Consider the following 21,069-nt stretch of genomic DNA (forward strand, 5'->3'; position numbering starts at 1 on the left):
GCACGCGTCGCTCTATAGTCACCGTGGACCGAAAACGTCGGGGGCGGGATACGCGGGACACATGGGACGTACAAGACCGTTGCTCACGGTCCTTCTGCTGAGCGCCGTCGGCGTGCTGCTGCTCGGCGCGTGCGGGACGCTCCGTGCCGGTTCCGACGGCGCGGCGACTCCGACGGAGCCGACGGAGTCGCCGCGCTGGCAGACGTTCGCGCCGTTCAGGGTGACCGCCGCCCGGCTCGCCGACGACCGGCGCACGCTCAGCGTCGACGCCGAAGTGCCCGGCGGCGGGAAGACGTGCGCGCGCGACGTGAAGGCGGTCGTCACCGACACCTCGGATCGCACCGTGTGGGTGCAGGTGACGTTCTCCGCCCTGTCGGGCGGCACCCCGCGCGCCGACTGCCGTACGACCGCGACGGCCACGGCGAAGGTGCGGCTGCCGTCCCCGCTCGGCCACCGCGTACTGTCCGTGGACAACTTGACGACGTTCACGGCGGACGGCGCCGCCCCGCCCCACCTGCGCCTGTGCGGTGAACTCGGCTGCCACCCCGCGCCCACCGGCTGCACCCCCGCCTCCTACGACCAGGCCGTGATGGCCCTCGACGTGCCGAACCACACCTCCCGCGGCGATGAGCGCTGCGACGGGAAGTGGCTGGTGTTCGACGTCTCCTCGCGCATGGGCCCGGCCTGCCCCGAGGGCGCCGGGCCCGGCTGCGGGGCGAGCCACAGTGATCGCTGGTTCTTCCGGGCCGAGAAGTCGGGCTGGAAGCCGATCGCCCGCAGCACGAAGGGCGGATGCGCCGACGTACACGGCATCGAGCCCGCCTTCCCGTCCATCCTGTGCGCCGACCTTCCCCCGCTCAAGCGGTCGAACTAGGTGTATGAGGGGCGGACATGGGCGACGCCAGTGGTCTCCCGATCGGTTCAGATGTCTTCGGTCAAGGCCGGCAGGCGGAACTGGTCCGATTCCGCTGCTGCTGCGTCATCGGGTGCACCGCGTCGCAAGTACGGGCTGGCCAGGGCGGGCAAGATGACGGCGATCGACAGGATTGCCAGGCCGATCCCGAGGACGACCGGTGCTCGCAAGCCGTGCAGCGGGATGAGCGCGGAGCCGACAGCAGACCCGATGATGACGCCGAGGGTGATGAACGAGCCGTGGATCGTGTTCACCAGTGGTGCGGTGCTTCCCGCACGCTGGATGCGGACAGCCATGGCGGGGTTCATGGTGACGCCGACCAGGCCGATGCCGAGCATGAACGCCAGCGCCAGTGACGGAATGCCGGTGAAGAGCGCGAAGCCGGTGAGGAAGAGGGCGTTCAGCGCGGTGCCGAACAGTTGCGTGGAGATCGTGTGCTTGTCGGCCAGGCGGCCGACGATGAGATTCCCAACCAGGGTCGCCACTCCGTAGACGAGCAGAAGAACGGGCACGAGGCTGTCCGAGAAGCCGGTCACTTCGGTGAGGATCGGAGTGAAGAAGCTGAACGCCGAGAACGTCGCTCCGATGATGAGCGTGCTGGAGGCGAGGGCGAGCAGGAACTGGGGCTTTCGCAGTACGGCGGAGGCCGAACGGGCCGATGCGACGGGCTCGACACCGCCGTCGGCCGGTGCGGCGGGGTTCGACACGAAGGCAAGTGTCAGGATGGCGGCGACCAGGGTGATCGCTGAGATCGTCCAGAACGCGGTCTGCCAGCCGAACCGGCCACCGACGAAGGTCGCGAGCGGCAGGCCGAGCAGAGTCCCGAGCATCAGCCCGTTCATGACGACGGCGACCGCGCGTCCGCGCACCCGCTCGTCGACCAATTGGACGCCCATCGAGACCGCGATACCGAAGAACGCCTGCGAGGCGGCCCCGCTGATGACCCGGGCGAGGACCATCATCGGATACCCGGTCGCGAGCGCTGCGATGACGTTGCCGACGAGGAAGATCGCGAAGATGGTCATGAGCGCGTTCTTCGGCGGAACCCTGAGCAGGGCGAAGGTGAGCGGTGGGCCTCCGAGGGCCATTGCGACGGCGAAAATCGTCACGAGGTAACCGATCTGCGGGATCCCGGTGCCGAGGCCTTCCGCGAGCTGGGGCATGAGGCCTGCGACAGTGAACTCGCTGGTCACCATCGCGAACACCCCGGCGGCGAGGACGTACACCGCGGGCGGGACGGCCTTCTTCACGGCTGGTGCTGGTGCTGGTGCTCTGCTCAACAGAGAGCCTTTCTGTACTCACTTATCCAAAACTCGGGCATGAGGAAGCGCCGCCGGGCAGCGGCGCTGTCAGTGCAGGAGGGAGCTCAATCCGGCCAGGGCGATCCGGCGGAGCGTATCGACGTCGACGCCGGTCTGGGCTGTCACGCGCAGGCCCGAGATGACGGTGCTGGCGAGCACCGCCCCGTCGTCGGGATCCACGCTTCCGGAAATCGACCCGTCGATCTGGCCGGCCCGGATCGCTCCGGACAGAAGGGACAGTCTCGCTCGTAGGTCGCGGTCGAGGATGCGGGCCACGCGCTCGTCCCGCTCACGCAGGTCCGGGTCCATGAGGCTCTGTACGACCATGCAGCCGGCCGCATGGCCGCGGTTCGCCGCCTGCAACTCCTCGTCCACGATGACGTCGACAAGCGTGCGCAACCTCTCGGCGCCCGTCAGTTCGTCGTCGGCGAGGATCGTCGACTGGCGCGCTCCGGTCGTCGCGACGTAGTGCTGCAAGGCCCGCACGAACAGCTCATCCTTGGAGACGAACGCGTTGTACAGGCTGCTGCGACGCACGCCCGCCGCCTCGCAAAGCTGCTCGGTCGAGGTCTCGGCGAAGCCGTGCACGCGGAACTCACGCGCCGCGGCGTCAAGTACTGCGGTCTCGTCGAACGTGCGCGGTCTGGCCATGGGGCGAAGCTAGCACGTTTTGGATGCCATAATCCATAACGCTCGCCTCGAAGCTCGAGACCCCTCGCCGACCGTCACCGACCGTTCAGGTGGTGCCGGCACGTTTGTAGCCGACCCACATTCGGCCGCCAACCTGCCCGAGCACCTCGTCGACGGTGGTCACGAGGGGCTCTGCCCTTCCGCTCAGTACTTCCTGTAGACCGTGATGGAGGCGTGTGCTGAGCCCCGGCGCGGTTGTCTCGAGGCGGCGTGCCAGCCACTTCCCACCGCCGTTCCAGGAGCCGGAGACGGCCAGCGCCAGCTCACCGGTCCGACGGACCAGTTCGGTCGCGATGAACAGGCGCTCGTTCTGGTCGGTGCTTCCCGCGAGGTCGTCGAGGAGGTCGGTGATCGCGTAGCGGCGGTCGTCGACCTCTTCCGCCGGCGCCGGGGGCGGTCCTGCGGCGGTCAGCTTCCGCGCGTGCGCGGCGAGGCGTGCTCCGAGCCCGTCGGTGTCGAACAGCAGCAGCCCGGCGGCACACATCCACAGCAGCGGCGAGCGGCGCGTGGGCAGCTCCCGTTCGATGTAGGCGTGCCACGTGGCTTCGGTGTGTACGAACATCTCCACCGGCCAGTCGGCGTACTGGAGGCTCTCACGGTAGGGGGCGGGGGCTCCGTGGAGCAGCACCACGACGTCGAGGTCCGACGTCGCCGTACGGCGGCCCGTGACGACGCTGCCGCCCAGGAACGCGGTGCGCGCTCCGGGGTGCTGTTCCTCCACGACGGCGCGTGCGGCCTCGATCGCATCCATGCGGCAACTATCAACATTGCGTCCACCGCGCGCACGCTCTTTTCCAGAAACCCGGAAGGGACCCGACCCGCTATGCGGATCAGGCCCCTGACCTGGTACTTCACTGTCGGGGTGGCGGGATTTGAACCCACGACCTCTTCGTCCCGAACGAGGTTCGGGCGCGGCCCGCACCTGCTGCCTTGCTGTTTCGCCTGGTCAGGAGGCTGGCGTGGGGTGGCCTCGGAGGGTTTGGGAGGGGCTAAGGGAGCGGGTCGGCTCCCAGATGGCTCCCGGGAAGACCGCCGCCAGCATCAGGCGCCTATCGCTGCCGGCAGTCCGCCCTTCCTGCCCCTCCTCCGGTCAGAGGTGCAGGATCAAATCGATGGAGGACCGCAGCAGCCAGAGGGCTGCTACACCCGCTACGGCTGACACCGCGCCCTTGAGCGCCTGGACGGTGAGCACCCAGCGGAGGGACCGCAGCCGGCGCCGTGCCCGCGGCGAGGGCCACCCCTGCCCCGCCTCTTCGGAGGCGCCGCCGACGCGGGGAGGGCGGTGCAGGGCAGCCTTGATCTTCCTGGCAAGGAGTGCCAGGACAGCCTTACACTTCACGCGAAGCTCCTGATCAGTGAACTAGTCGGGATGTTTCCGCGGGGAAGGCACCGGCTCAGGTTGGTAGCCAGGCGGCCGGGCCTTTCCCGCGTTGTGACTGACGATATGCAATGGCGCGCATGGAGCGGTGGAACCGAATGAAAACGCACTCGGACTCATTTTGTCACCTGTGAGGATTTGCGACGCAGATCATCCTAGCCGAACGCGGCGCATGGCGAGGGCGACCGCAACCTCCGTCGAATCCTTTCCCGCCCGTCTCGCGTAACGGATAAGTGCCTCCATTTCCGCCTCCATCCCGGCGCGTGCCAGTTTGTCAGCTGCGTGGGCGATCTCGGATTCTTCCCATGAGGCGGCCAGGTCGGCAAGTAGGGCGATCCTCTGGTCGGCCTTCATTTCGGCCAGCAGTCCGGGGAGGTCTGGAGGGGCTTCGAGCTGATCGGTACCGGCCGGTGAAGCGCTGTGACTGTTGCGCCGGTCCCCCTTTCTGGATGCCGCGCCGTTGCGCCGGTCCCCCTCCGAACAGGTGCAGTCGACTGAAGGGTGCCCCTTCGACCGCCGGGCCGCACACAGCAACGCTTGGAGTTCGGCGGGTTCGAGTTCAAGCGCAACTCCCATGCGGTGGGCGCCCTGTTGTGCCAGATCGGACATGAGGCGGACCGACTCCCTGTCGGGAAGCCGCCGCCCGTGGAGCCAGTGGGACAGTTGGGATGGTGAAATGCGCAGGGCCTCCGCTGCGACATGCAAGGCGGCGCCCGGCTGGACGTACTGGATAACGATCCGCAGGGCTGCAGCGAACTCCTTTACCTCGCCAGTGGTGCCGGACGCGTAGGAACTTCCGATATGGCCTGAAGCTGGCACAGCGAAGGGACCCCTTCCGGTTGCCGGGGCTGCGCACGGAGACGATCAATCGGACTGAGCCTATCCGTTCGCGGGGTGCGAGGTCTCGGGTTCTTCGGTCATCGGGCGGACTATTTTCGACGAGGGATCGAAGTGGCTCAAACGTCGCATCCCGGGCATTTCGGATGGCCGTCTTTACTGATGCTGTAAAGATGCCTGATCACTGGAATCGATAGCACTTTCTGTGCTAGTAATGGGTGGTTGTATGGCGCCTTTCACTGCCCTCCCGAGGAGGTTTTGCTCGAATGGAAGCACCCCTGCCCTCTTGGCTGGATCCCGGCCTGGGGACGATGAAGCGTGCTGCGCTGTGGCTCGTGTCCGAGGTCGGAGTGGGCAAGACGTTCACCAAGGAGCAGCTCCGTGCCGCCTTCCCCGGCGTCTCGCAGGTCGACCGCCGCATGAGGGACCTGCGGGACTTCGGATGGCGAATCCACACGAACCGCGAGGACGCGACGCTGGACTCGCACGAGCAGCGCTTCGTCGAGCAGGGCGATCCGGTCTGGTTGCCTGGCCGGGCAACACGCAGGGCCGGCACTGCAGCCATCGGCGCCGGACGGCGGCGGGAGGTTCTGGCGAAGGACGGGAACATGTGCCGCTCCTGCGGTATCACCCCCGGCGAGCTGTACGACGGCACAGACGAAGCCGCCCAGCTCGACATCGCTCGGAGAGAAGTCGTCAAGCCCGGTGGAGTCCGGACGACGGAGTTGGTCACTGAGTGCCGGCGATGCAGAGTCGGCGGCCGTGCGCTAGTGGCGGATCTTGGCGAGGTCATCAGGGCAGCGGCGGCGCTCAGCCCTTCGGATCGCCGCGTCCTGGAGGGCTGGTTGGATGACGACCAGCGGGAGTTCACCGCGCTGGATCGGCTCTGGAGTGCTTACCGCTCCCTGCCTGAGGAGTCGCGAGCGCAGCTGCGCTCGCAGCTTGGTGCTACCTGAAGCCGATCTCAGCACACAGAGGCCCCTGGACAACAAGACGTAGGGAAGCAGGAACAAGGAAATGGCACAGGACTACGGTCTGCCGCCGATTGCTGAGGAGAACCGCGCGCTGGTCCGGTCCCGTTTGCGGGAAGTCGAGGCCGGCAGCGGTCCTCGCGAGACGCTGACGGTGGAGTGGCGCGGGCAGCCTGAGCACCTGGAAGTCATTCAGATGCCGGCGGGGAACCTCTACTACAACCCTGCCACCCATCGCATCCGCGCTCAGTCCAGCCACGACCCCAAGCAGGCGGCGGCACTGGCTGACGACCCCTGGAGCAGCGAGAGCCAGGCGTACTTGGACCGGCTGCTGCAGGTACTTCCCGCGGATCCGGCAAGGACGGATCCGGAGTTCGACGAACTGGTCGCCAGCCTGAAGGAGTACGGCCAGACAGATCCCGGCCTGATCACCCGTGAGGGCATCCTCGTCAACGGCAACACCCGCCGCGCAGGTCTGGTGCAGTTGTACGGCCCCACGCACGAGATGCGCGTGGCCGTCCTGCCAGAAAGTTGCGACTGGCAGGACATCGCGGCAATCGAGCTGTCCCTGCAGCTGCGCAAGGAGCACCGCCGCGACTACTCGTACATCAACCGGCTCCTTGCGGTGCAGGAACTCGTTGACCAGGGAACGCCCTTGGCGGTAATCGCCTCGATTTTCCGTACAACAGCGGAGCGGTGCCGACAGGACCAGTGGGTGCTGGCGAACATCGAGTCGCTGATCGAACGCAGCCGGTCGACTGGCGGTCAGCTGTCTCTGGTGGCGTTCGAGGACCAGGCGGAGAAGTTCCGCGAGCTCCACCGCGCCTACGTCAAGCAGTACGCGACGAACCCTGAGAAAGCCGAGTTGCTGCTAGAGAACCGGCTTGCTGCCATGATGCTCGGGTTTGCCAAGACTGACGTGCGCTTCATCGACCACGACTTCAACAAGCGCTACCTGTCACGTTACCTGTCAAAGGTGCTTCCCGAGGACAGTGCACCGGCCGGGCCTTCTGCGAGTACCGCCATCCCGGGGTTGGGCAGGGCGGTTAAGGGCCCCTCTGCCGACGTCAGTACGGCCAAATCGCTGACCGACACCGTCCTGCGCCTGCGGGTCGCTACCCAGCCTGGATCTGTTGCGCAGGATGCTGCCGATGAAGCGCAGAAGAAGGCAAAGAGACTGCGCGATGCGATGGATGAAGCCATCACATTGGCCGGCCGTGATGCGCGCATCCAGAAGCGCAAGCAGGCAGCGCCTGCCCGCCTAGCCGATGCAGGCCGGGACATCGAGCAGTGCATCACGGATCTCGTCATGTCCCGGGCTCAGAGCAGCCTTGACGAGGACGCCTTCGACGACGCCGTCACCGACCTCCGGAAGAAGCTGCAGAAGCTCGCGCTTGAAGCCAAGCGCACTGTGCAGGATCCCGGCGAAGGAGTGACTTGGCTCATCGAGACCCTCGGGAGGGCTCGCTAGATGGCTGGCGAGCCCAGTCTGACGATCGGGTTCGACATCACGCGTACCCAGGCGTCACTGAGGACGGTGCCTGCCTGCCGCAGTGCTCTCGGGCAGATGATCGCCAACTTTCCCAGCGGACGGATGACAGACCGGTTGTCGGCGGCAGTCCCCGTAGACAGCTTCCTTGCGAGCATCAGTGCGTTGGCTTCCTGGCCTGAACCGGAAAGCGTTGTCTGGGAGGACGACTTCCGGCGTCTCGTCACGGAGATGCTCGACACCGCTGACGCGGCCGAGAGGCTGCTCAGCGGTGAGGTCGGTGAGGACGCTGTCACTGCCGACCAACTCCCCGCTCTGCTCGGGGCAAACTGGAAAGCCCCCCTGGCCCCATTCCAGCTACGAGACACGGCCCGGCTGCTCTCCATGGGCAACGGAGCCAACTTCAGCGTGCCCGGAGCTGGGAAGACCCGGGTCTCCCTGGCCGTCTTCTCAGCACTGAGGGAGCGGGGCGAGGTGTCCCGCATCCTCGTGGTCAGCCCGAGGTCGGCTTTCGAAGCGTGGCGGTACGAAGCCGAGGCGTGCTTTGCTGAGCCGCTCCAGGCGCATGTGATGGGCAAGGGCGCTCCGCCTTCTGCCGATCTCCTAATTGTTAACTACGAGCGCCTCCACGGGGCGCTGCCTGCGCTCTCCGATTGGCTCAGAGCAGCTCCTGCAATGCTTGTCGTCGACGAAGCTCACCGGATGAAGCTGGGAGGCGCCGGCGTCTGGGGCGCAGCTTGTCTCGCGCTCGGTCCGCTCAGCCGCGTTCGGCTGATCCTCAGCGGCACGCCGGCGCCGAACGGTGCCAAGGATCTGGAGAACCTCCTGTCCTTCGTCTGGCCAGGCCACGGGCGCAGGGTGGTGACCCAGGCTGTCGACGGCGGCAACCTCGCCTATGCGAGCAAAGTGCTGAGGCCCATGTTCACGCGCACGACGAAAGCGGAGCTGGGGCTGCCGCCGGTGGAGGTCCGACTGCGGCGGCTTGCGATGCCGCCTCTGCACGAAGAGATCTACGAGGCTCTCAAGGGCGGAGACAGGGTTTCTGCGAGAGCCGCTGCGGACCGAATGGACTTCCAGACTCTCGGCAAAGCTGTGCTGCGCATGTTGATGGCTGCGACCAGCCCCGCCCTTCTGGTGGGCGGGTCCACTCGGTACGAGCCTCTCGAGTTCCGCGTCCCGCCGTTGCAGGCTTCGGAGAACGCCCCACTGTCGGAACTCCTCCACCGCCTTCCGGAGTACGAGGTGCCACCCAAGTACAAGGAAGCCTTGGCCATCGTTGCGGAGAATGCCTCCCTAGGGCGGAAGACTTTGGTTTGGGCGAGCTTCGTCCGCAGCATTACCTCTCTGCAGCGGCTGCTGGCGCCCTTCCAGCCTGCTGCGGTTCACGGTGGCACCCAGGACCGAGAGGCAGAGCTCCGCCGGTTCAGGGAGGATCCTGCCTGCTCCGTCCTCATCTCGAACCCTGCGACCCTCGGCGAGGGCATCAGCCTGCACCAGGATTGCCACGACGCGGTCTACATCGATCGCGATTTCCAGGCCGGCCGCTTTCTGCAGAGCCTGGACCGCATCCACCGCCTCGGGCTGAGCCCTGACATCGAGACCAGGATCACCGTGCTCGCAGCCGTGGGCACGGTCGACGAGATCGTCGCCATGAGGCTGGCGAAGAAGCTGGAATTCATGGGCAGGATCCTGGACGACTCGGCAGTGCGCGAGCTCAGCGATCCCGAGGAAGAAGCCTCTGTTGCCGCAGGGATGGATGCGGCCGATATGCGGGCCGTCCTCGAGCATCTTGAAACGGGCGCGCTGTAGGGGTTGAGCTCATAGGGTCCCGTCCTGCAGCAGCTTCTCCATGGCATCGGCCTCCCGTTGGAGCACGATGCGGCCGTCCCCGTCGCTGAACGCCATGATGCGGGCCCCGGTGCCAAGGCCGGCCTCAGCCAGGAGGCCGATAGGCAGCGAGACCTTTCCGTCTTCGTCGATGCTGAGCTCAGCTGGTTCCCGAATCACAGCCGAAGTGTGCCACTGCTGTGGCGGATGGGACTGCCCTGCCCGGCTGCGCACGGATAGAGTCCCGGCGTGGATGGCGACGGAACGAGTACGCAGGCGCCGCTGTGGCTTCTCAGTGACGACGGCAATGAGGCAGACCCCGACCCCGACCTGGCTGCTGTGAGGCGTTACCTCCTTGCGGCCGATCCGGACGGCCGCAGGATGGCCGCAGCTGTCCGGCGGAGCATCGACATGCTGCTGGACGGCCAGCACACAGGCCGTTACCGCTGGGATCAGCTGTACAAGACGGAGAAGGCGCACCTAGGCACGCTGATCGAGATCAACCTGCAGCGCGAGTTCGGGTTCGCCGACGGCCGCGACATGGACTACTCGATCGTCGGGACCGACGTCGACTGCAAGTACTCCCAGACCCTGGGCGCCTGGATGATCCCCCCGGAGGCGCTCGGCCACCTGCTGCTTGTGGTGTGGGCCAGCGATGAGCGGTCGAGCTGGTCCGCCGGCTTGGTGCGCGCCCTGCCTGAGCGGCTGAACAACGGCGGCAACCGGGATGCCAAGAAGACGCTGAACGCAGCGGGGCGCCAGGCAGTGACGTGGCTTTTCGACCGGGCTCCGCTCCAGGAGAACATGCTGCTGAGGTTGTCCGAACCGGATATCGACGCGATCTTCTCCCACAAGAGCGGGCAGCGGAGGGTGGACGAGCTCTTCCTGCGTGCCCATGGACGGCGCGTCAGCCGGACCGTCGTCGCGACCGTGGCCATGCAGGAGGACTACATGAAGCGGGTCCGCTACAACGGAGGGTCGCGTTCGCGGCTCCAACCCCGTGGCATCGTTATCCTTGGCCACTACTCCAGCCACGGCCGGATCGCTGAAGCACTCGGTTTGCCGGTGCCCGGACCGGGCGAGTCTGTAAGCGCTCGGCTCGCTGAGGCGCGGCCCGAGCACGGTGCGGCTCCGCGGGTGGAACTCGATGGGCGGGAGTGGGTCCTCGCCGGGCCTGCCGATCCAGAACAGGCTGTACCGAAGCTGCCGGAGATATGAGCGAGAAGGAAGCAGCGGGCGAGCTCCCGCAGTGGCAACCCCCTAAAGGTTCGTGGGCCTCGTCGGCGGCGAACCGGAGGAGCATGCTCGGCAACCGGAACCGCGACACCGCGCCGGAGCTGCTCCTGCGCTCCTTGGTGCATGCTGCGGGGCTCCGCTACCGCGTCGCTGCCAAACCGCTTCCGAAGATGCGCCGGACGGCTGACATGGTCTTCCGCCCAGTGAAGGTGGCTGTCTTCATCGATGGCTGCTTCTGGCACGCCTGCCCGGAGCACTTCGTCATGCCCAAGACCAACCGGCCGTATTGGGAGGACAAGATCGGCCGTAACGTCCAGCGCGACCGCGATACGGACGACCGCCTCAGTGAGGCCGGCTGGCTGGTGCTCCGCTTCTGGGAGCATCTCGACCCGGAGACGTGCGCCCGCACTGTCGTCGACGCGGTCACCACGCGGCGGCAGGAGGCTGCGGCGCTGAAGGGCCGAGGCAAGCCGACCCTGCCGTCGGGCGGCGAAGGGCGTGGCGCAGCGGTCAGCTGATCTTTGCCTGGTTCACCGCGAAGAGCTCATGCCGCTGATGGCCTTCCTGCCCGACGAATGCCCTGAATTCACCGAGTTGGTAGCCCAGCGCACCGCTGGAGCGCGGGACGCGCGTGATGATGAAGTCCCGCTCCAAGTGGGCGAGATGCCTTTCGACTTCTGGCTCGGACAGGTGCTGCCCGTACTTCTCCAGCCGCTTGATGATCTGATCGATGCCGAGCGGACGCTCCATGCCGCGGAGCAGCTTGTACACCGGGTCGTGGACCGTCTCAGTCGTCTCCACGAGCTGATTCCGCTCGCCTTCCTTCCGCAGAGCTCGGGCGATGGATCGGCCGACAGCCTCCGCGACAGGCGGCGGGAAGGCGTTGCCCACCTGCCGGTAGGTGGTTGTCTTGCGCCCTTCGAAGAACCACTTGTCTTCGGGCTTCCACCCTTGGATGCGCGCGACCATCTCGACGGTGAGTTTGGGCCCGGGCTTGCCTGCGGCAGGCTTCCAGCCTGGTTCGGGGGCTTCGTTTGCGACGCCCATGGCATCTACCCCGAGTTTTGCCCAGGCTGCCTTGGCCCGGGTCGGGCCGAGGTCCGCGCCACCGTGCTTCTTCGAGCCGCCCACGATGGTGGGCGCGATGTCGTCTGCTCCGTTGGCCCAGGCTTTGGCACCTTCCCAGCCCTTGGCCGCCATCAAGCCCTCAAGCGCCGCCCCCACGGTCAGACGGGCATCGGGGCGTTCCTCCGGCCAGGCGAAATACTCTGCGTACTCAGGGAGAAGCGCTACGAGCACGAAGCGCGGGCGGAGCTGGGGGACGCCGAAGTCAGAAGCATGGAGCAGCTTCCACTGCGCTGCATAGCCTGCACTCTGCAAGGTGTCCAGGACGTTCTGGCGATATGCCGCGAAGCGGTTGGCGCTCAGCCCTCGGACGTTCTCCAGCAGGAGCGCCTTAGGCCGAACCCGCTCGGCGAGGTTGACCGCCCAGGCGAACAGATCGCGCTCGTCCGTTGCACCGAGCTGCTTGCCCGCGATGGTGAACGGGGGGCATGGGACACCGCCTGCGAGCAGGTCCAGCTGCTCGCCGTTCACGGTGCGATAGTCCTCGGGGGTCCACGTTCCGGGATCTGCTACATCACCTTCCACCACGTGCCAGGCCGGACGGTTCCGGCGAAGCGTGGCGGCGGCATTTGCGTCGAGCTCTACCGCCAGGGCGTGCTCGAAGCCTGCGCGCTCCAAACCGAGCGCCTGGCCACCCGCTCCCGCGCAGATCTCGACCACATGCAGATCCGTCATTCGTCCTCCATACACGCGCACTGCCCACCGCCTGCTCGGCTGCCCTCGGCAGGCCGGACTCGAACGTGCGAACGAGTCCGTCTGTCGCACGAACATCCCAGCTGCGCGGCAGGAAGTCCACCGAGACTGGGATGTACAGCTGACCGCGAACGCGACCAGTGGGAATGGCCAGTGTAAAGGGCTGGAACCCTGCGGTCCGGGGCTCGCAGGACGGTTGTGCAAGAGAAGTAAAGGATCGCCGTCCGGAAGCGGCTCACCTGCGGCTTTCCCGCTTCGCGCCGCGGTTCGGCGATCGCTGCTACCAGTGCGCAGGCCATTCGCCGTGGATACCCGCGGTAGCGGGGCAGGCTGCCGCACCTTGCGCAGTGGGGTGCAGTCAGGCGCAGCGGTCCAGATGCATGGCGGGCATCCTCGGTGAGGGCGGCACCGTAAGCCCTGCGAAAGGCTGGGAGCAGGCGGTCCTCTAGTCAGGTCCCGAACAGCCAGCGCTCGATCTCATCGGCGCCAATGCGGCGCCCGAGCTGCTGACTTTCCTCCTGGGCCCAGCGCTGCAGCAGTGCGCAGTATCGGGCGTAGGTACTGGTCGGCCATTCGCTGCTGCCGAGCGAGTCCCACTGGCAGGCCGTTCTGAGCGTCTTGGCGACACGGGAGTCCAAGATCGAGCACGGGTGGTCCAGGGCGCCGCCGCCGACGAAATACAGGACCTTGGTCGAGAAGGCCGGGCCCAGGTGTGCGATGGCGTTGCGGCCTCCTGGGCGCAGAGCTTCGTAAGCCTGCCCCGGATCTTCGCGGGCCGCCAGTAGGGCCTGGCGAAGAGCCGCCGTAGCCGATGGCAGGCCATCCGCCACAGCTTGGATGCGCTTGCGGTTGTGGCGGAGCTTCATGCCGCTGCCCCAGGCAAGGATCCGCCACAGGAATCGCAGCAGCTCCTCCTCCGACTCCAAATCGAGGCTGGCTGCATGCGCGAAGAGGTCGCCCCGGCTGAGATGCGTGGTGCCTGGGCCGGTTACGGGAGCGCCAGGCAGGTGAGCGGCGGCTACCTCGGAGTTCCACCAGTGGGCAGGTATGGCAATGGTGTGATCGTCGATCCGCTCTGACCGCTGCTGGGCAAGAGCCTCACGGCACGCGTGTGGCAACTGCAAGCGAGACAGGTCGGTGGGTGTCATGCAGCCATCCTGCCCGGCTACGGGCGGGCAGGATGGCGACTCTGGTACTCCCGCTTGCTGTGGGCTGCTCCTGCTGGATCCATCTGCGGGAAGCTCTGCGTAAGGCGCTGCCGGACGGATTCGGCTGTTGTCACCGCGATCAGGAGGCGGCTCAGCTGCACGGACTCTCTTCGCCAGCGTATGCGCGGCTGTGTGCACCTCCGCTCGGCAGGCCGCGGGCGCGGATCTGGAGCTTTCACGGGCTCCTGGGTCACTCGTCCCGGAGGCGGATGGCCAGGACTGTTCCGTCGGCTCGGACCGACACCGTATTCCAGTACTTCGATGTGCTGCGCGGCGGCCACTGTCCTCGCAGGTCGTGTACCTGGCGACGGTACTCGTTGACGTGTCCGCGGTGGAGATGCGTGTAGAGGCTTCTCTCCAGGCCGGAGAAGGCTTCTACCCGGGTGCCGTTGAGGCGGTAGATGTGATCGGTGCCGACGAAGTCGATGTCGTGGATGCGGTGCTCCGCGTCTCGCAGTCTGGCCGTGCCGGCATGGGTGTCGTGCTGGAAGTACCGTCGCCCTTGTTCCTTGGTCAGGTACTGAGCAGTGGGTTTGCCACCGCCGGTGAAGGCGGTGAGTGTGGCTGCTTCCGTCCGGGCCAGCACGACGCTGAACCATGCGAAGGACTCGGGCTGTACCTGGAACCCGGGGATGGTCGCCATGTCGCCGTCGGTGGGCAGTACGACGTCGGGCATGAACTCTTCCTGCGTGAGTGCGAGGTCGAGGTCGATTCCCGGTTTCCCGTCGGGCGGGCGGAGCAGAGTTGTGCCCGGCGCTTCCAGAACGTGCAGGGCGAGACTCTCCTTGGCTGGGATTTCGGTACCTATGAGGAGGTAGGGGACAGTGCCGTAGGGGCCGATGTGGACTGACTCCACGTGGGCACTGGCGGTGCTGAGTTGCTTGTACACCTGGTGGATGCTGCTGTGCGTCCCCTTCGAGGACATCAGGAAGATCTTGGACGGCTGTCCGGGTTGCCAGGCTTCGACGAAGAAGTGGGGGCGTCGCTGCAACGGTTCCGGGCGAGGCCCGGTGCCGGAGCTGCGCAGTGTCCAGCCGGCTTTGAGGGCGATGTCCGCCGGTATCACGGAGACCGAGTGGTCGGGGTATCGGGACCTGACTATGTGCTCGGCCAGCAGCGAGGCGAAGCCGGTGCCGATCTCTCCGGACTGCGTGGCTTTGTAGAAGCGCAGGAGGTCGCGTCCCTCGGACGACAACTGCAGGAATCGCCCCCTGTTCGCCTCGAGTGCCTGGCTGTAGCGCAGGCTGCCCCAGTGCTCGGCGAGTCCTCGGCCGGCTCCCTGACGGGCCGCGGCAGAGCCAAGGCCGATGGCGTGCAGGACTTGCCAAGGGGTGAGTGACAGGGATCGCGGCGCTTTCCGGACGGCTCTGTAGTCGGTGCGCCTGCGCAGCGGGCCCCGGCCGTCCTCCGCACGCTTCTTGTCTTCGTCTGAAGCCGCCTTGTTGACCTCGGCAGCGAGTTCGTGAGACGAGCGGACCTGAATGTTGGAGGTGGTGCTCAGTTCGTCCAAGATCTCGGTGACGGTTTTGGTTCCGTCATCGTTCACCGGCGCCCCCTCTGTCGAAGCCGTGTGGTGTGAGCCGTTGGACGTTAGGAAAGTGCCGGGGAGCGCAACAAGTACGCACTAGGGGCGCACGAACGGATTCGGCCACGTCCTCCGGCTCAGTGCCATGTATCACCCGCAAGGCGCAGGTGCGTCGGCGCGTGAGGCCAGCGCCTGTCCCTTGTCCAGGTGTCCGAGCGAACGAAATCGGTCATTAGGTGAACGGCATCCCACTCGTAGTGCGGCGTGGATAGGGTTGATCGCGCTAGGTAATCGATGGATCCTCGGACGGATGCCGAAGTGACAGTGCCCAACCCTTTCGCGCCGCCGCCGGAGAACGCGAACCGGTCGGCGTGGTCCCCGCTGGACGAGTATCTGTGGCACACGTGCGACATCCTCGCCGACCTGCTCGAAGGCTGCCTGGCTGACCGCCCCCTCGTCGCCACAACCGCAAGACTGGACCAAGGGGACCGTGCGCTTGCCGTGGGCCCCGGTCAGCGCTCGACTTGGCGAGCCCTGGGAGACGGTCGTTACCAGCACAGCAATGTGGTCGCCGTCGGCAGTCCTGCACTTGTCATCGGGAGTCTGGTGGGCTCAGCGTTGGGCAACTCCACGAGGCGCCGGCAGGCGGCGCGTGACGCGCAGCCACGGTGGGTGGTGGACGGATCAGGTGCAGTGACGCTCACGCCACGCAGGCTGCATTTCGCGAACTCGACGTGCGAACTCGACCTCGACTGGAGGGCGCTGAGCGCAATCGAACTCGTTGCTCCGGACACCTTCCAGACAAGCTTTATCAGCACGCGCGGCCAGCAGGTGATGACACGCGTGCACACGCCGTGGGCATCGCTCGCTTTCGTCGTTGCCGCGATCACGGCGTTTCCCGCACACCCGCGCTTGCTGAGCCGCGGCTGGCTACCGTCGGACTTTGAGCAGAGATGCGCCCTCTTGGGCCGGCCCTGTCGTCCGGCGGCTCAGCTCACTGCCGAGCGACGGGCCCACTGAGGCGGGATGGGGACCAATGCGACTGGCAGGCACTCGGCTGGGGATGTAGAGGCCATGGGCGAGGAGATGGTGGGCTGGGCCACGCGAGTTGCGGCGGCTGAACTCGGGAATGTGCTCCCACGACGGTGGGCGCACAGCTGTGGAGTCGCAGCCCGGGCGGCCGAGGTCGGTCTGATCTTGGGGAAGGACGCTGACCTGCTGACCTCGGCCGCGATCCTGCATGACGTGGGATATGCGCCTCGCTTGGCGACCACCGGGTTCCATCCGCTCGATGGCGCGCGCTTCCTACGGGACGAGCACGGTGCCGACGAGAGGCTGATCTGCTTGGTAGCGAACCACTCGTTCGCGCTGCTGGAGGCGGAAGAACGGGGGCTGCGGGAGGAGTTGGCTAGGGAGTTCCCGTTGCTGGACGATCCGCTGTTGGTGGACGCCCTCGTGTATTGCGACATGACGACGACGCCCGACGGCGGCCGGACGATCGCGCGGGAACGGGTCGCGGAGATCGTCGGCCGTTATGGCGCGGACAGCGTGGTCGGTCGGTTCATCCGGCGGGCGGCGCCGGAGATCTTCTCCTCTGTCGAGAGGATCGAGGCCGCTCTGGCGGCTCAGCCGAGGTAGGGATAGGTGCCGGCGAGGTAGTCGCCGATCTGCTGGCGCATGCTGGGGTGGATGTCGTACTGGTCCAGGTCGGCGGGTTGGACGAAGCGGACGCCGTCGGCCTCGTTGTTGATTGTGGGCTCACCGCCGACAGGGCGGCCGATGTAGGTGTTCTCGTACTGCTGGCGGATCTCGCCGTCGGTGTAGGCGACGATGTGGTTCGGGTTGGTGTAGACGCCGAGGAAGCCGGTGATCTCCGCGATGATGCCGGTCTCCTCCAGGCACTCGCGGACCGCGCACTGGGCCGCGGTCTCGCCGATGTCCTGGGCTCCGCCGGGGAGTGCCCACTGTCCGGTGTCGCGGCGGCGCTGGAGGAGGATGGCGCCGGTCTCGTCGGCGACGAGCAGGTTGCTGGCCGGGATGAGGGTGTTCGCTTTCGGCGCGGCCGGGTCGTTGTAGTACTCAGTCCTGCCCATGGTCGGCGGTCCTCTCCTGGTCGGGTGCCCATGGCCGTGCGGTGGCCCAGACGGCGTCGAAGCTCTGAGCGTAGTTGTCGAACCACCCCATGCCGTCGGCTCTCCTGAGGTGGAGGAGGGGGTTGGCGCTGGCCGGCTGCCCCCAGATGTGGGGATTGACGAGGAGGTCGTCGTCGTAGCGGAACATGGACGTGTAGAGCGTGGTGTCATGCAGACGCACCGCGCACCCGGCCTCGCCCAGCAGGGGGCGGTAGTACGTCAGCGAGGCGCGGATCTTGGCGGCGAGTGTGTCGCCGATTCCCTCTTCGCGGCCCCGGACGGCGACCGCCTGTCCGTCGGGGTCACCGAAGCACAGGCGGACCCGGACGCCCTCGGCGGCGCGTTCGGAGAGCATCTTGGCGACGTGCGGGTTGGACTGTGCGAAGAACGTGCCGGAGAAGACGAGGACGCTGATCTCCTGCCGTGCCTCCCGCAGCAGCGAGAGCCATACGTCCCGCGGCACGCTGGCTCGGTTCTGGTAGGTGCCGACCAGTTCGGTGCCTAATCCGTCGCGGGGTGGACCGGGCCGCTTGGAGGGCGTCGGCCAGAGGAAGGTCTCCTCCACGCGCAGATGACCGGCCACGCGAAAGCGATGCCGCGCGTGAGGTACCCGTCCTCCCAGCCACCGGCTCACTGTCTTGGGGTCGACCTCGCAGATCGCCGCGAGCGCATCGGGTGAGACCCCTCGTTGGGCGAGCACGGTATGCAGTCGGTCGTTCACAGAAACCATGCAAGCGGTGCAACGCGTGATCGCGCAAGGACGTTGTGGGACGTTGTCGCGGAATCACAGTGTCTCCGGCTGCTGCTTACGCTGGCGTCATGGAGCTCATCGTCCTGTGGGACATCGACCACACCCTCATCGAGAACGCGGGGGTGAGCAAGGAGATCTACGCCGCCGCCTTCTCGGAGCTTGCGGGGTTTGAGCCGTCGGAGCCGGCACGCACCGAGGGGCGTACGGACCGACTGATCATGCGCGACATGTTCGTTCGGGATGGGCTGCCCGTACCCGACTGGCCCGTCATTGAGGCCGCCCTCGAACGGGCAGGGAGTGAGCGCCGGGACGCTCTGCGTTCGCGCGGATGGGCCTTGCCAGGAGCCCATGAGGCATTGAAGGCCGCCTCGGCACGGAGCGGCTGGGTCTCCTCTGCCCTGACCGGCAACATCGCGGCCAACGCCCGTGTGAAGCTGTCCGCGTTCGGCCTCGACTCCTTGCTGGATCTGCCGGTGGGCGCCTACGGAGCGGACGCCGATCTCCGCTCCGATCTGGTCGCGGTCGCCCGCGAGCGAGTGCGGCGGCTTCGTGGCGTCCGGACCGACACGCCCATCGTCCTGGTCGGGGACACCCCTCGTGATGTGGAGGCTGCCCTGGCCACGGGGTGCGGGATCGTCGCCGTCGCCTCCGGTCTGCACGATCACGCGGAACTCGCAGCGGCTGGCGCCGCCGAGGTCCTGCCGGACCTGGCAGACGCCAAGCGCCTTCTAAGCATCCTGGAGTCGCTCGCAGGTGACGGAAAACGTCCCAGGACGTCCTCGGGCCGTCCCTGAACGCGGTGACGAGGTCCCCGGGCAGACAGCCAGGATCGGGTTCCCGAAAGGCAGCCAGCCGAAGGAGCCCAAGTGATCAGGGAAGTCACCGGGATCAGGAAGATCCGGATGCTGTACCTGCAGCTGCTGTACCGCTGCAACTTCACGTGCCTGCACTGCTTCCACGGCAAGCGGCTTCAGTACGCGGACGCCTTCACCGCCGACGAAGCCAGTCGCCTCCTCACCCTGATGCGAGACGAGTACGGCACGGAGGAAGTCACCCTGCTCGGCGGGGAGCCCTTCGTCCACCGGGACCTCCCGCAGGTCGTCCGCCACGCCAAGGAAGAACTGGGCCAGCGCGTCGAGATCTGCACCAACGGATACCGGATCGAGCGACGCCTGACAGAGATCGCGCCGCACCTGGACCTCCTCAGGGTGTCCCTGGAGGGCGTCGGATCCACCAACGACGGCATCCGCAGGCACGGCAGCTACCAGAGCGCCCTCAACGCACTGAGCCTGGCACGGGACCTCGGAGTGCCGACCGGCGCGACCATGACCGTGACTTCACGAAACATCGGTGAGGTGCTTCCCCTCGCCGGCATCCTGGCCCGACTCGGGGTCCAGCAACTCAAGCTCCACCACCTGCGGCCTGTAGGCAACGCCGCCGACCACCCCGAGCTACTGGTCACCGAGCCTGCCGCCTACGGCCGGCTCCGCGAAGAACTTGCGGCGGCCGACCTGCCCCTGGAAGTGATCGTCGACGAGGACCTCTCCGAGCACGGCGCCCCACAGCTCTGCGCCCCGACCGGCGGGCCCCGCGAGATCGACCGCATCGAGGCCGACCCGCGTGGTGCCCTGACCATGTCCTGCAAGGCCGTGGGCAAGGACTCTCACGCCTTCTGGTACGAGAAGAGCGGTGGCCGCATCGTCCACCAGCCCTCGGCCAGCGACGAGCTCACGCTCACGGTGCCGGACGTGGTGTACGCCCGTGCCTGACCACCCGCGATTCGAGAGCCTGGAAGGCTTACGGGGCACCGGCAAGTCGACCATCGCCCCGATGCTCGCCGCTGCCCGGCAAGCCGTCCTCGTCCCCACCGTGCCCGCCCTGTACCAGCCCCTCAGAGCGGCCATGGACCAGCGCACCAACGTCGACGCGCGGATGTGCCTCTACCTCTCCGCGCTATTCACCGCGACCGAGGAAATCCAGAGCCACCTCGACGCCGGCGTCCCCGTAGTCGTCGAGAGCTACTTCGCCCGGTGCCTCGCCACCCACCAGGCCATGGGGGCTCGGCTCGGCGTCACGCTGCCGCGCCGGCTCCCGACACCCGTCACGTACTACCTCGTCTGCGGCGACGACGAACGCTGCCGCCGTCTGGCCGCCCGGGACAAGCCAGCGACGCAGTGGGACGCACTGATCGAAACCGTCCCGGACCAGGTGACCGACGCCTACGCCTCGTTCCCGATGCGTCGCGTCGACACCACGGGGCGCAGCCCCGAAGAGGTCCTCCGTGTGATTACAGAAACCGACAGGCAAGGAGCGAACTCCCATGCAGACCCAGAGCCTGTGGGAGCACACCCTCACGTTCTTCCCCCAGTTCCTCGGCACACTGCGCGAGCGAGTCGCCCCTGACGCCACCGTCGCGGTTATCGGGGCGAGCGACGGCAAGTTCGTCCTGCCGTTGGCCGCCGCCGGCTACCACGTGGTCGCCATCGAACGCGACGCGCTCGCCCTGCACGGAGGCGAGGTACGCCTTCCGGGTGACAGCGAAGCCCACGCGATGGGCCTGATCGACCGGCTGAAGCTCGAAGAACTCCATGCCCGCGTCCACGTGGTTGAGGACGACTTCCTTGAGGGCGAGTCCCTGGGCATGCAGTGCGAGGCAGTCTGGACGAGCTGCTCGTGGCATTACAGTGCCAACCACCACCGCCCGCTCGCCGAGTTCGTCGACCGCATGCAACGCCTGGTCCGCCCGGGCGGTGTGTTCGGTGCGGAGTTCATGATGCCCGTCGAAAGACGCCACCACATGACCGAGCACTACACCTCCCCCGAGCGCCTGCTCCCTCACTTCATCGGTGACTGGGAAGTCCTGCTCACCCTGCGCACGAACGAGTTCACGGAACGGGCCCACGTCGGCCAGCCGAACGACCACACCCACCGCATGGGCCTGCTCATGGCAGCCCGAACGTCCCCCTTCATCGACCACTTCTGAGAGAAGGACA

General features: G+C 66.9%; 23 protein-coding genes. 12 read left to right on the forward strand and 11 right to left on the reverse strand.

The window, feature by feature from the left end; genetic code table 11:
- The first annotated feature begins 61 nt into the window (after window positions 1–61).
- The gene (locus AMK11_RS13200; RefSeq protein WP_198941347.1) at window positions 62–874 is read left to right on the forward strand and encodes a hypothetical protein; all 813 of its coding nucleotides are present in this window, start codon (window positions 62–64) and stop codon (window positions 872–874) included.
- A 47-nt stretch (window positions 875–921) separates the two neighbouring features.
- Here AMK11_RS13200 and AMK11_RS13205 read toward each other — a convergent pair whose 3' ends face one another.
- The 5 genes from AMK11_RS13205 to AMK11_RS37795 all read right to left on the reverse strand — a co-directional run bounded on the left by AMK11_RS13205 (window position 922) and on the right by AMK11_RS37795 (window position 4,891).
- A complete protein-coding gene (locus tag AMK11_RS13205; RefSeq protein ID WP_073726515.1) occupies window positions 922–2,163 on the reverse strand; it encodes an MFS transporter in 1,242 nt (413 codons plus the stop codon).
- 99 nt (window positions 2,164–2,262) lie between these two features.
- Window positions 2,263–2,865, reverse strand: a complete 603-nt coding sequence (locus AMK11_RS13210; protein WP_073726516.1) for a TetR/AcrR family transcriptional regulator — start codon at window positions 2,863–2,865, stop codon at window positions 2,263–2,265.
- 85 nt (window positions 2,866–2,950) lie between these two features.
- Window positions 2,951–3,655, reverse strand: a complete 705-nt coding sequence (locus AMK11_RS13215; RefSeq protein ID WP_073726517.1) for a nucleotidyltransferase domain-containing protein — start codon at window positions 3,653–3,655, stop codon at window positions 2,951–2,953.
- A 339-nt stretch (window positions 3,656–3,994) separates the two neighbouring features.
- Window positions 3,995–4,243 carry a hypothetical protein gene (locus AMK11_RS13220; protein WP_073726518.1) on the reverse strand — a complete coding sequence of 83 codons (249 nt, stop codon included), beginning with the start codon at window positions 4,241–4,243 and terminating at the stop codon, window positions 3,995–3,997.
- Between the two features lie 189 nt (window positions 4,244–4,432).
- Complete coding sequence (locus AMK11_RS37795; RefSeq protein ID WP_143194574.1) at window positions 4,433–4,891, reverse strand: hypothetical protein; 459 nt, start codon at window positions 4,889–4,891, stop codon at window positions 4,433–4,435.
- 494 nt (window positions 4,892–5,385) lie between these two features.
- Here AMK11_RS37795 and AMK11_RS13230 point away from each other — a divergent pair, with 494 nt between their 5' ends.
- The 3 genes from AMK11_RS13230 (at window position 5,386) to AMK11_RS13240 (ending at window position 9,388) form a co-directional block, all read left to right on the forward strand.
- Window positions 5,386–6,075: a hypothetical protein gene (locus AMK11_RS13230; RefSeq protein ID WP_073726520.1), complete on the forward strand. Its 690-nt coding sequence runs from the start codon at window positions 5,386–5,388 to the stop codon at window positions 6,073–6,075.
- A gap of 61 nt (window positions 6,076–6,136) precedes the next feature.
- Window positions 6,137–7,561 (forward strand): transcriptional regulator, encoded by a 1,425-nt coding sequence (locus tag AMK11_RS13235; protein WP_073726521.1) that lies wholly within the window; start codon window positions 6,137–6,139, stop codon window positions 7,559–7,561.
- A complete protein-coding gene (locus tag AMK11_RS13240; RefSeq protein ID WP_073726522.1) occupies window positions 7,562–9,388 on the forward strand; it encodes a DEAD/DEAH box helicase in 1,827 nt (608 codons plus the stop codon). It begins immediately after the preceding gene.
- Window positions 9,389–9,397: 9 nt separating this feature from the next.
- On the opposite strand, the gene AMK11_RS13245 is transcribed toward AMK11_RS13240, so the two are convergent.
- Window positions 9,398–9,586 carry a hypothetical protein gene (locus tag AMK11_RS13245; protein ID WP_073726833.1) on the reverse strand — a complete coding sequence of 63 codons (189 nt, stop codon included), beginning with the start codon at window positions 9,584–9,586 and terminating at the stop codon, window positions 9,398–9,400.
- A gap of 69 nt (window positions 9,587–9,655) precedes the next feature.
- Between AMK11_RS13245 and AMK11_RS13250 the strand changes: the two genes are divergently transcribed.
- Both AMK11_RS13250 and AMK11_RS13255 read left to right on the forward strand, forming a co-directional pair.
- Window positions 9,656–10,624 (forward strand): NaeI family type II restriction endonuclease, encoded by a 969-nt coding sequence (locus tag AMK11_RS13250; RefSeq protein ID WP_073726523.1) that lies wholly within the window; start codon window positions 9,656–9,658, stop codon window positions 10,622–10,624.
- Window positions 10,621–11,160 carry a very short patch repair endonuclease gene (locus tag AMK11_RS13255; protein WP_073726524.1) on the forward strand — a complete coding sequence of 180 codons (540 nt, stop codon included), beginning with the start codon at window positions 10,621–10,623 and terminating at the stop codon, window positions 11,158–11,160. The genes AMK11_RS13250 and AMK11_RS13255 overlap by 4 nt, the downstream gene beginning before the upstream one ends.
- On the opposite strand, the gene AMK11_RS13260 is transcribed toward AMK11_RS13255, so the two are convergent.
- From AMK11_RS13260 to AMK11_RS13270, 3 genes are all read right to left on the reverse strand, one after another.
- A complete protein-coding gene (locus AMK11_RS13260; RefSeq protein ID WP_073726526.1) occupies window positions 11,153–12,442 on the reverse strand; it encodes a DNA cytosine methyltransferase in 1,290 nt (429 codons plus the stop codon). The genes AMK11_RS13255 and AMK11_RS13260 overlap by 8 nt on opposite strands.
- 467 nt (window positions 12,443–12,909) lie before the next feature.
- A complete protein-coding gene (locus tag AMK11_RS13265; protein WP_073726528.1) occupies window positions 12,910–13,608 on the reverse strand; it encodes an 8-oxoguanine DNA glycosylase OGG fold protein in 699 nt (232 codons plus the stop codon).
- Between the two features lie 250 nt (window positions 13,609–13,858).
- A complete protein-coding gene (locus tag AMK11_RS13270) occupies window positions 13,859–15,214 on the reverse strand; it encodes a hypothetical protein (RefSeq protein ID WP_073726530.1) in 1,356 nt (451 codons plus the stop codon).
- Between the two features lie 297 nt (window positions 15,215–15,511).
- Here AMK11_RS13270 and AMK11_RS38475 point away from each other — a divergent pair, with 297 nt between their 5' ends.
- Window positions 15,512–16,213 (forward strand): hypothetical protein, encoded by a 702-nt coding sequence (locus AMK11_RS38475; RefSeq protein WP_241846959.1) that lies wholly within the window; start codon window positions 15,512–15,514, stop codon window positions 16,211–16,213.
- A 54-nt stretch (window positions 16,214–16,267) separates the two neighbouring features.
- Window positions 16,268–16,831, forward strand: a complete 564-nt coding sequence (locus tag AMK11_RS13280; RefSeq protein ID WP_073726837.1) for an HD domain-containing protein — start codon at window positions 16,268–16,270, stop codon at window positions 16,829–16,831.
- Here the strand turns inward: AMK11_RS13280 and AMK11_RS13285 are convergent.
- Entirely contained in the window at window positions 16,819–17,286 is a 468-nt protein-coding gene (locus AMK11_RS13285; RefSeq protein WP_073726534.1) for an NUDIX hydrolase, read from the reverse strand. The genes AMK11_RS13280 and AMK11_RS13285 overlap by 13 nt on opposite strands.
- Window positions 17,273–18,046: an XRE family transcriptional regulator gene (locus AMK11_RS13290; RefSeq protein WP_198941348.1), complete on the reverse strand. Its 774-nt coding sequence runs from the start codon at window positions 18,044–18,046 to the stop codon at window positions 17,273–17,275. The genes AMK11_RS13285 and AMK11_RS13290 overlap by 14 nt, the downstream gene beginning before the upstream one ends.
- Window positions 18,047–18,144: 98 nt before the next feature.
- Between AMK11_RS13290 and AMK11_RS13295 the strand changes: the two genes are divergently transcribed.
- From AMK11_RS13295 to AMK11_RS13310, 4 genes are all read left to right on the forward strand, one after another.
- Window positions 18,145–18,870, forward strand: coding sequence for an HAD family hydrolase (locus AMK11_RS13295; RefSeq protein WP_073726835.1), 726 nt, complete (start codon window positions 18,145–18,147; stop codon window positions 18,868–18,870).
- A 72-nt stretch (window positions 18,871–18,942) separates the two neighbouring features.
- Window positions 18,943–19,845, forward strand: a complete 903-nt coding sequence (locus AMK11_RS13300) for a radical SAM protein (RefSeq protein ID WP_073726537.1) — start codon at window positions 18,943–18,945, stop codon at window positions 19,843–19,845.
- 61 nt (window positions 19,846–19,906) lie between these two features.
- Window positions 19,907–20,479, forward strand: coding sequence for a hypothetical protein (locus AMK11_RS13305; protein ID WP_073726839.1), 573 nt, complete (start codon window positions 19,907–19,909; stop codon window positions 20,477–20,479).
- On the forward strand, window positions 20,397–21,059 hold the full coding sequence (locus tag AMK11_RS13310; RefSeq protein WP_073726539.1) for a class I SAM-dependent methyltransferase: 663 nt from the start codon (window positions 20,397–20,399) through the stop codon (window positions 21,057–21,059). Before AMK11_RS13305 ends, AMK11_RS13310 begins: the two co-directional genes overlap by 83 nt.
- Window positions 21,060–21,069 lie beyond the last annotated feature (10 nt).

This window comes from Streptomyces sp. CB02414 (assembly GCF_001905385.1).
In the GTDB taxonomy this organism is placed as follows: domain Bacteria; phylum Actinomycetota; class Actinomycetes; order Streptomycetales; family Streptomycetaceae; genus Streptomyces.

What these genes read in the sequence shown, in the direction of transcription:
- AMK11_RS13285 (WP_073726534.1), bottom strand. Translation starts at nt 17,286, where the DNA reads ATGGGCAGGACTGAGTACTACAACGACCCGGCCGCGCCGAAAGCGAAC.
- AMK11_RS13210 (WP_073726516.1), bottom strand. Translation starts at nt 2,865, where the DNA reads ATGGCCAGACCGCGCACGTTCGACGAGACCGCAGTACTTGACGCCGCG.
- AMK11_RS13310 (WP_073726539.1), top strand. Translation starts at nt 20,397, where the DNA reads ATGCAGACCCAGAGCCTGTGGGAGCACACCCTCACGTTCTTCCCCCAG.
- AMK11_RS13260 (WP_073726526.1), bottom strand. Translation starts at nt 12,442, where the DNA reads ATGACGGATCTGCATGTGGTCGAGATCTGCGCGGGAGCGGGTGGCCAG.
- AMK11_RS13215 (WP_073726517.1), bottom strand. Translation starts at nt 3,655, where the DNA reads ATGGATGCGATCGAGGCCGCACGCGCCGTCGTGGAGGAACAGCACCCC.
- AMK11_RS37795 (WP_143194574.1), bottom strand. Translation starts at nt 4,891, where the DNA reads ATGTCCGATCTGGCACAACAGGGCGCCCACCGCATGGGAGTTGCGCTT.
- AMK11_RS13240 (WP_073726522.1), top strand. Translation starts at nt 7,562, where the DNA reads ATGGCTGGCGAGCCCAGTCTGACGATCGGGTTCGACATCACGCGTACC.
- AMK11_RS13305 (WP_073726839.1), top strand. Translation starts at nt 19,907, where the DNA reads ATGCTCGCCGCTGCCCGGCAAGCCGTCCTCGTCCCCACCGTGCCCGCC.
- AMK11_RS13200 (WP_198941347.1), top strand. Translation starts at nt 62, where the DNA reads ATGGGACGTACAAGACCGTTGCTCACGGTCCTTCTGCTGAGCGCCGTC.
- AMK11_RS13235 (WP_073726521.1), top strand. Translation starts at nt 6,137, where the DNA reads ATGGCACAGGACTACGGTCTGCCGCCGATTGCTGAGGAGAACCGCGCG.
- AMK11_RS13280 (WP_073726837.1), top strand. Translation starts at nt 16,268, where the DNA reads ATGGGCGAGGAGATGGTGGGCTGGGCCACGCGAGTTGCGGCGGCTGAA.
- AMK11_RS13295 (WP_073726835.1), top strand. Translation starts at nt 18,145, where the DNA reads ATGGAGCTCATCGTCCTGTGGGACATCGACCACACCCTCATCGAGAAC.
- AMK11_RS13265 (WP_073726528.1), bottom strand. Translation starts at nt 13,608, where the DNA reads ATGACACCCACCGACCTGTCTCGCTTGCAGTTGCCACACGCGTGCCGT.
- AMK11_RS13230 (WP_073726520.1), top strand. Translation starts at nt 5,386, where the DNA reads ATGGAAGCACCCCTGCCCTCTTGGCTGGATCCCGGCCTGGGGACGATG.
- AMK11_RS13255 (WP_073726524.1), top strand. Translation starts at nt 10,621, where the DNA reads ATGAGCGAGAAGGAAGCAGCGGGCGAGCTCCCGCAGTGGCAACCCCCT.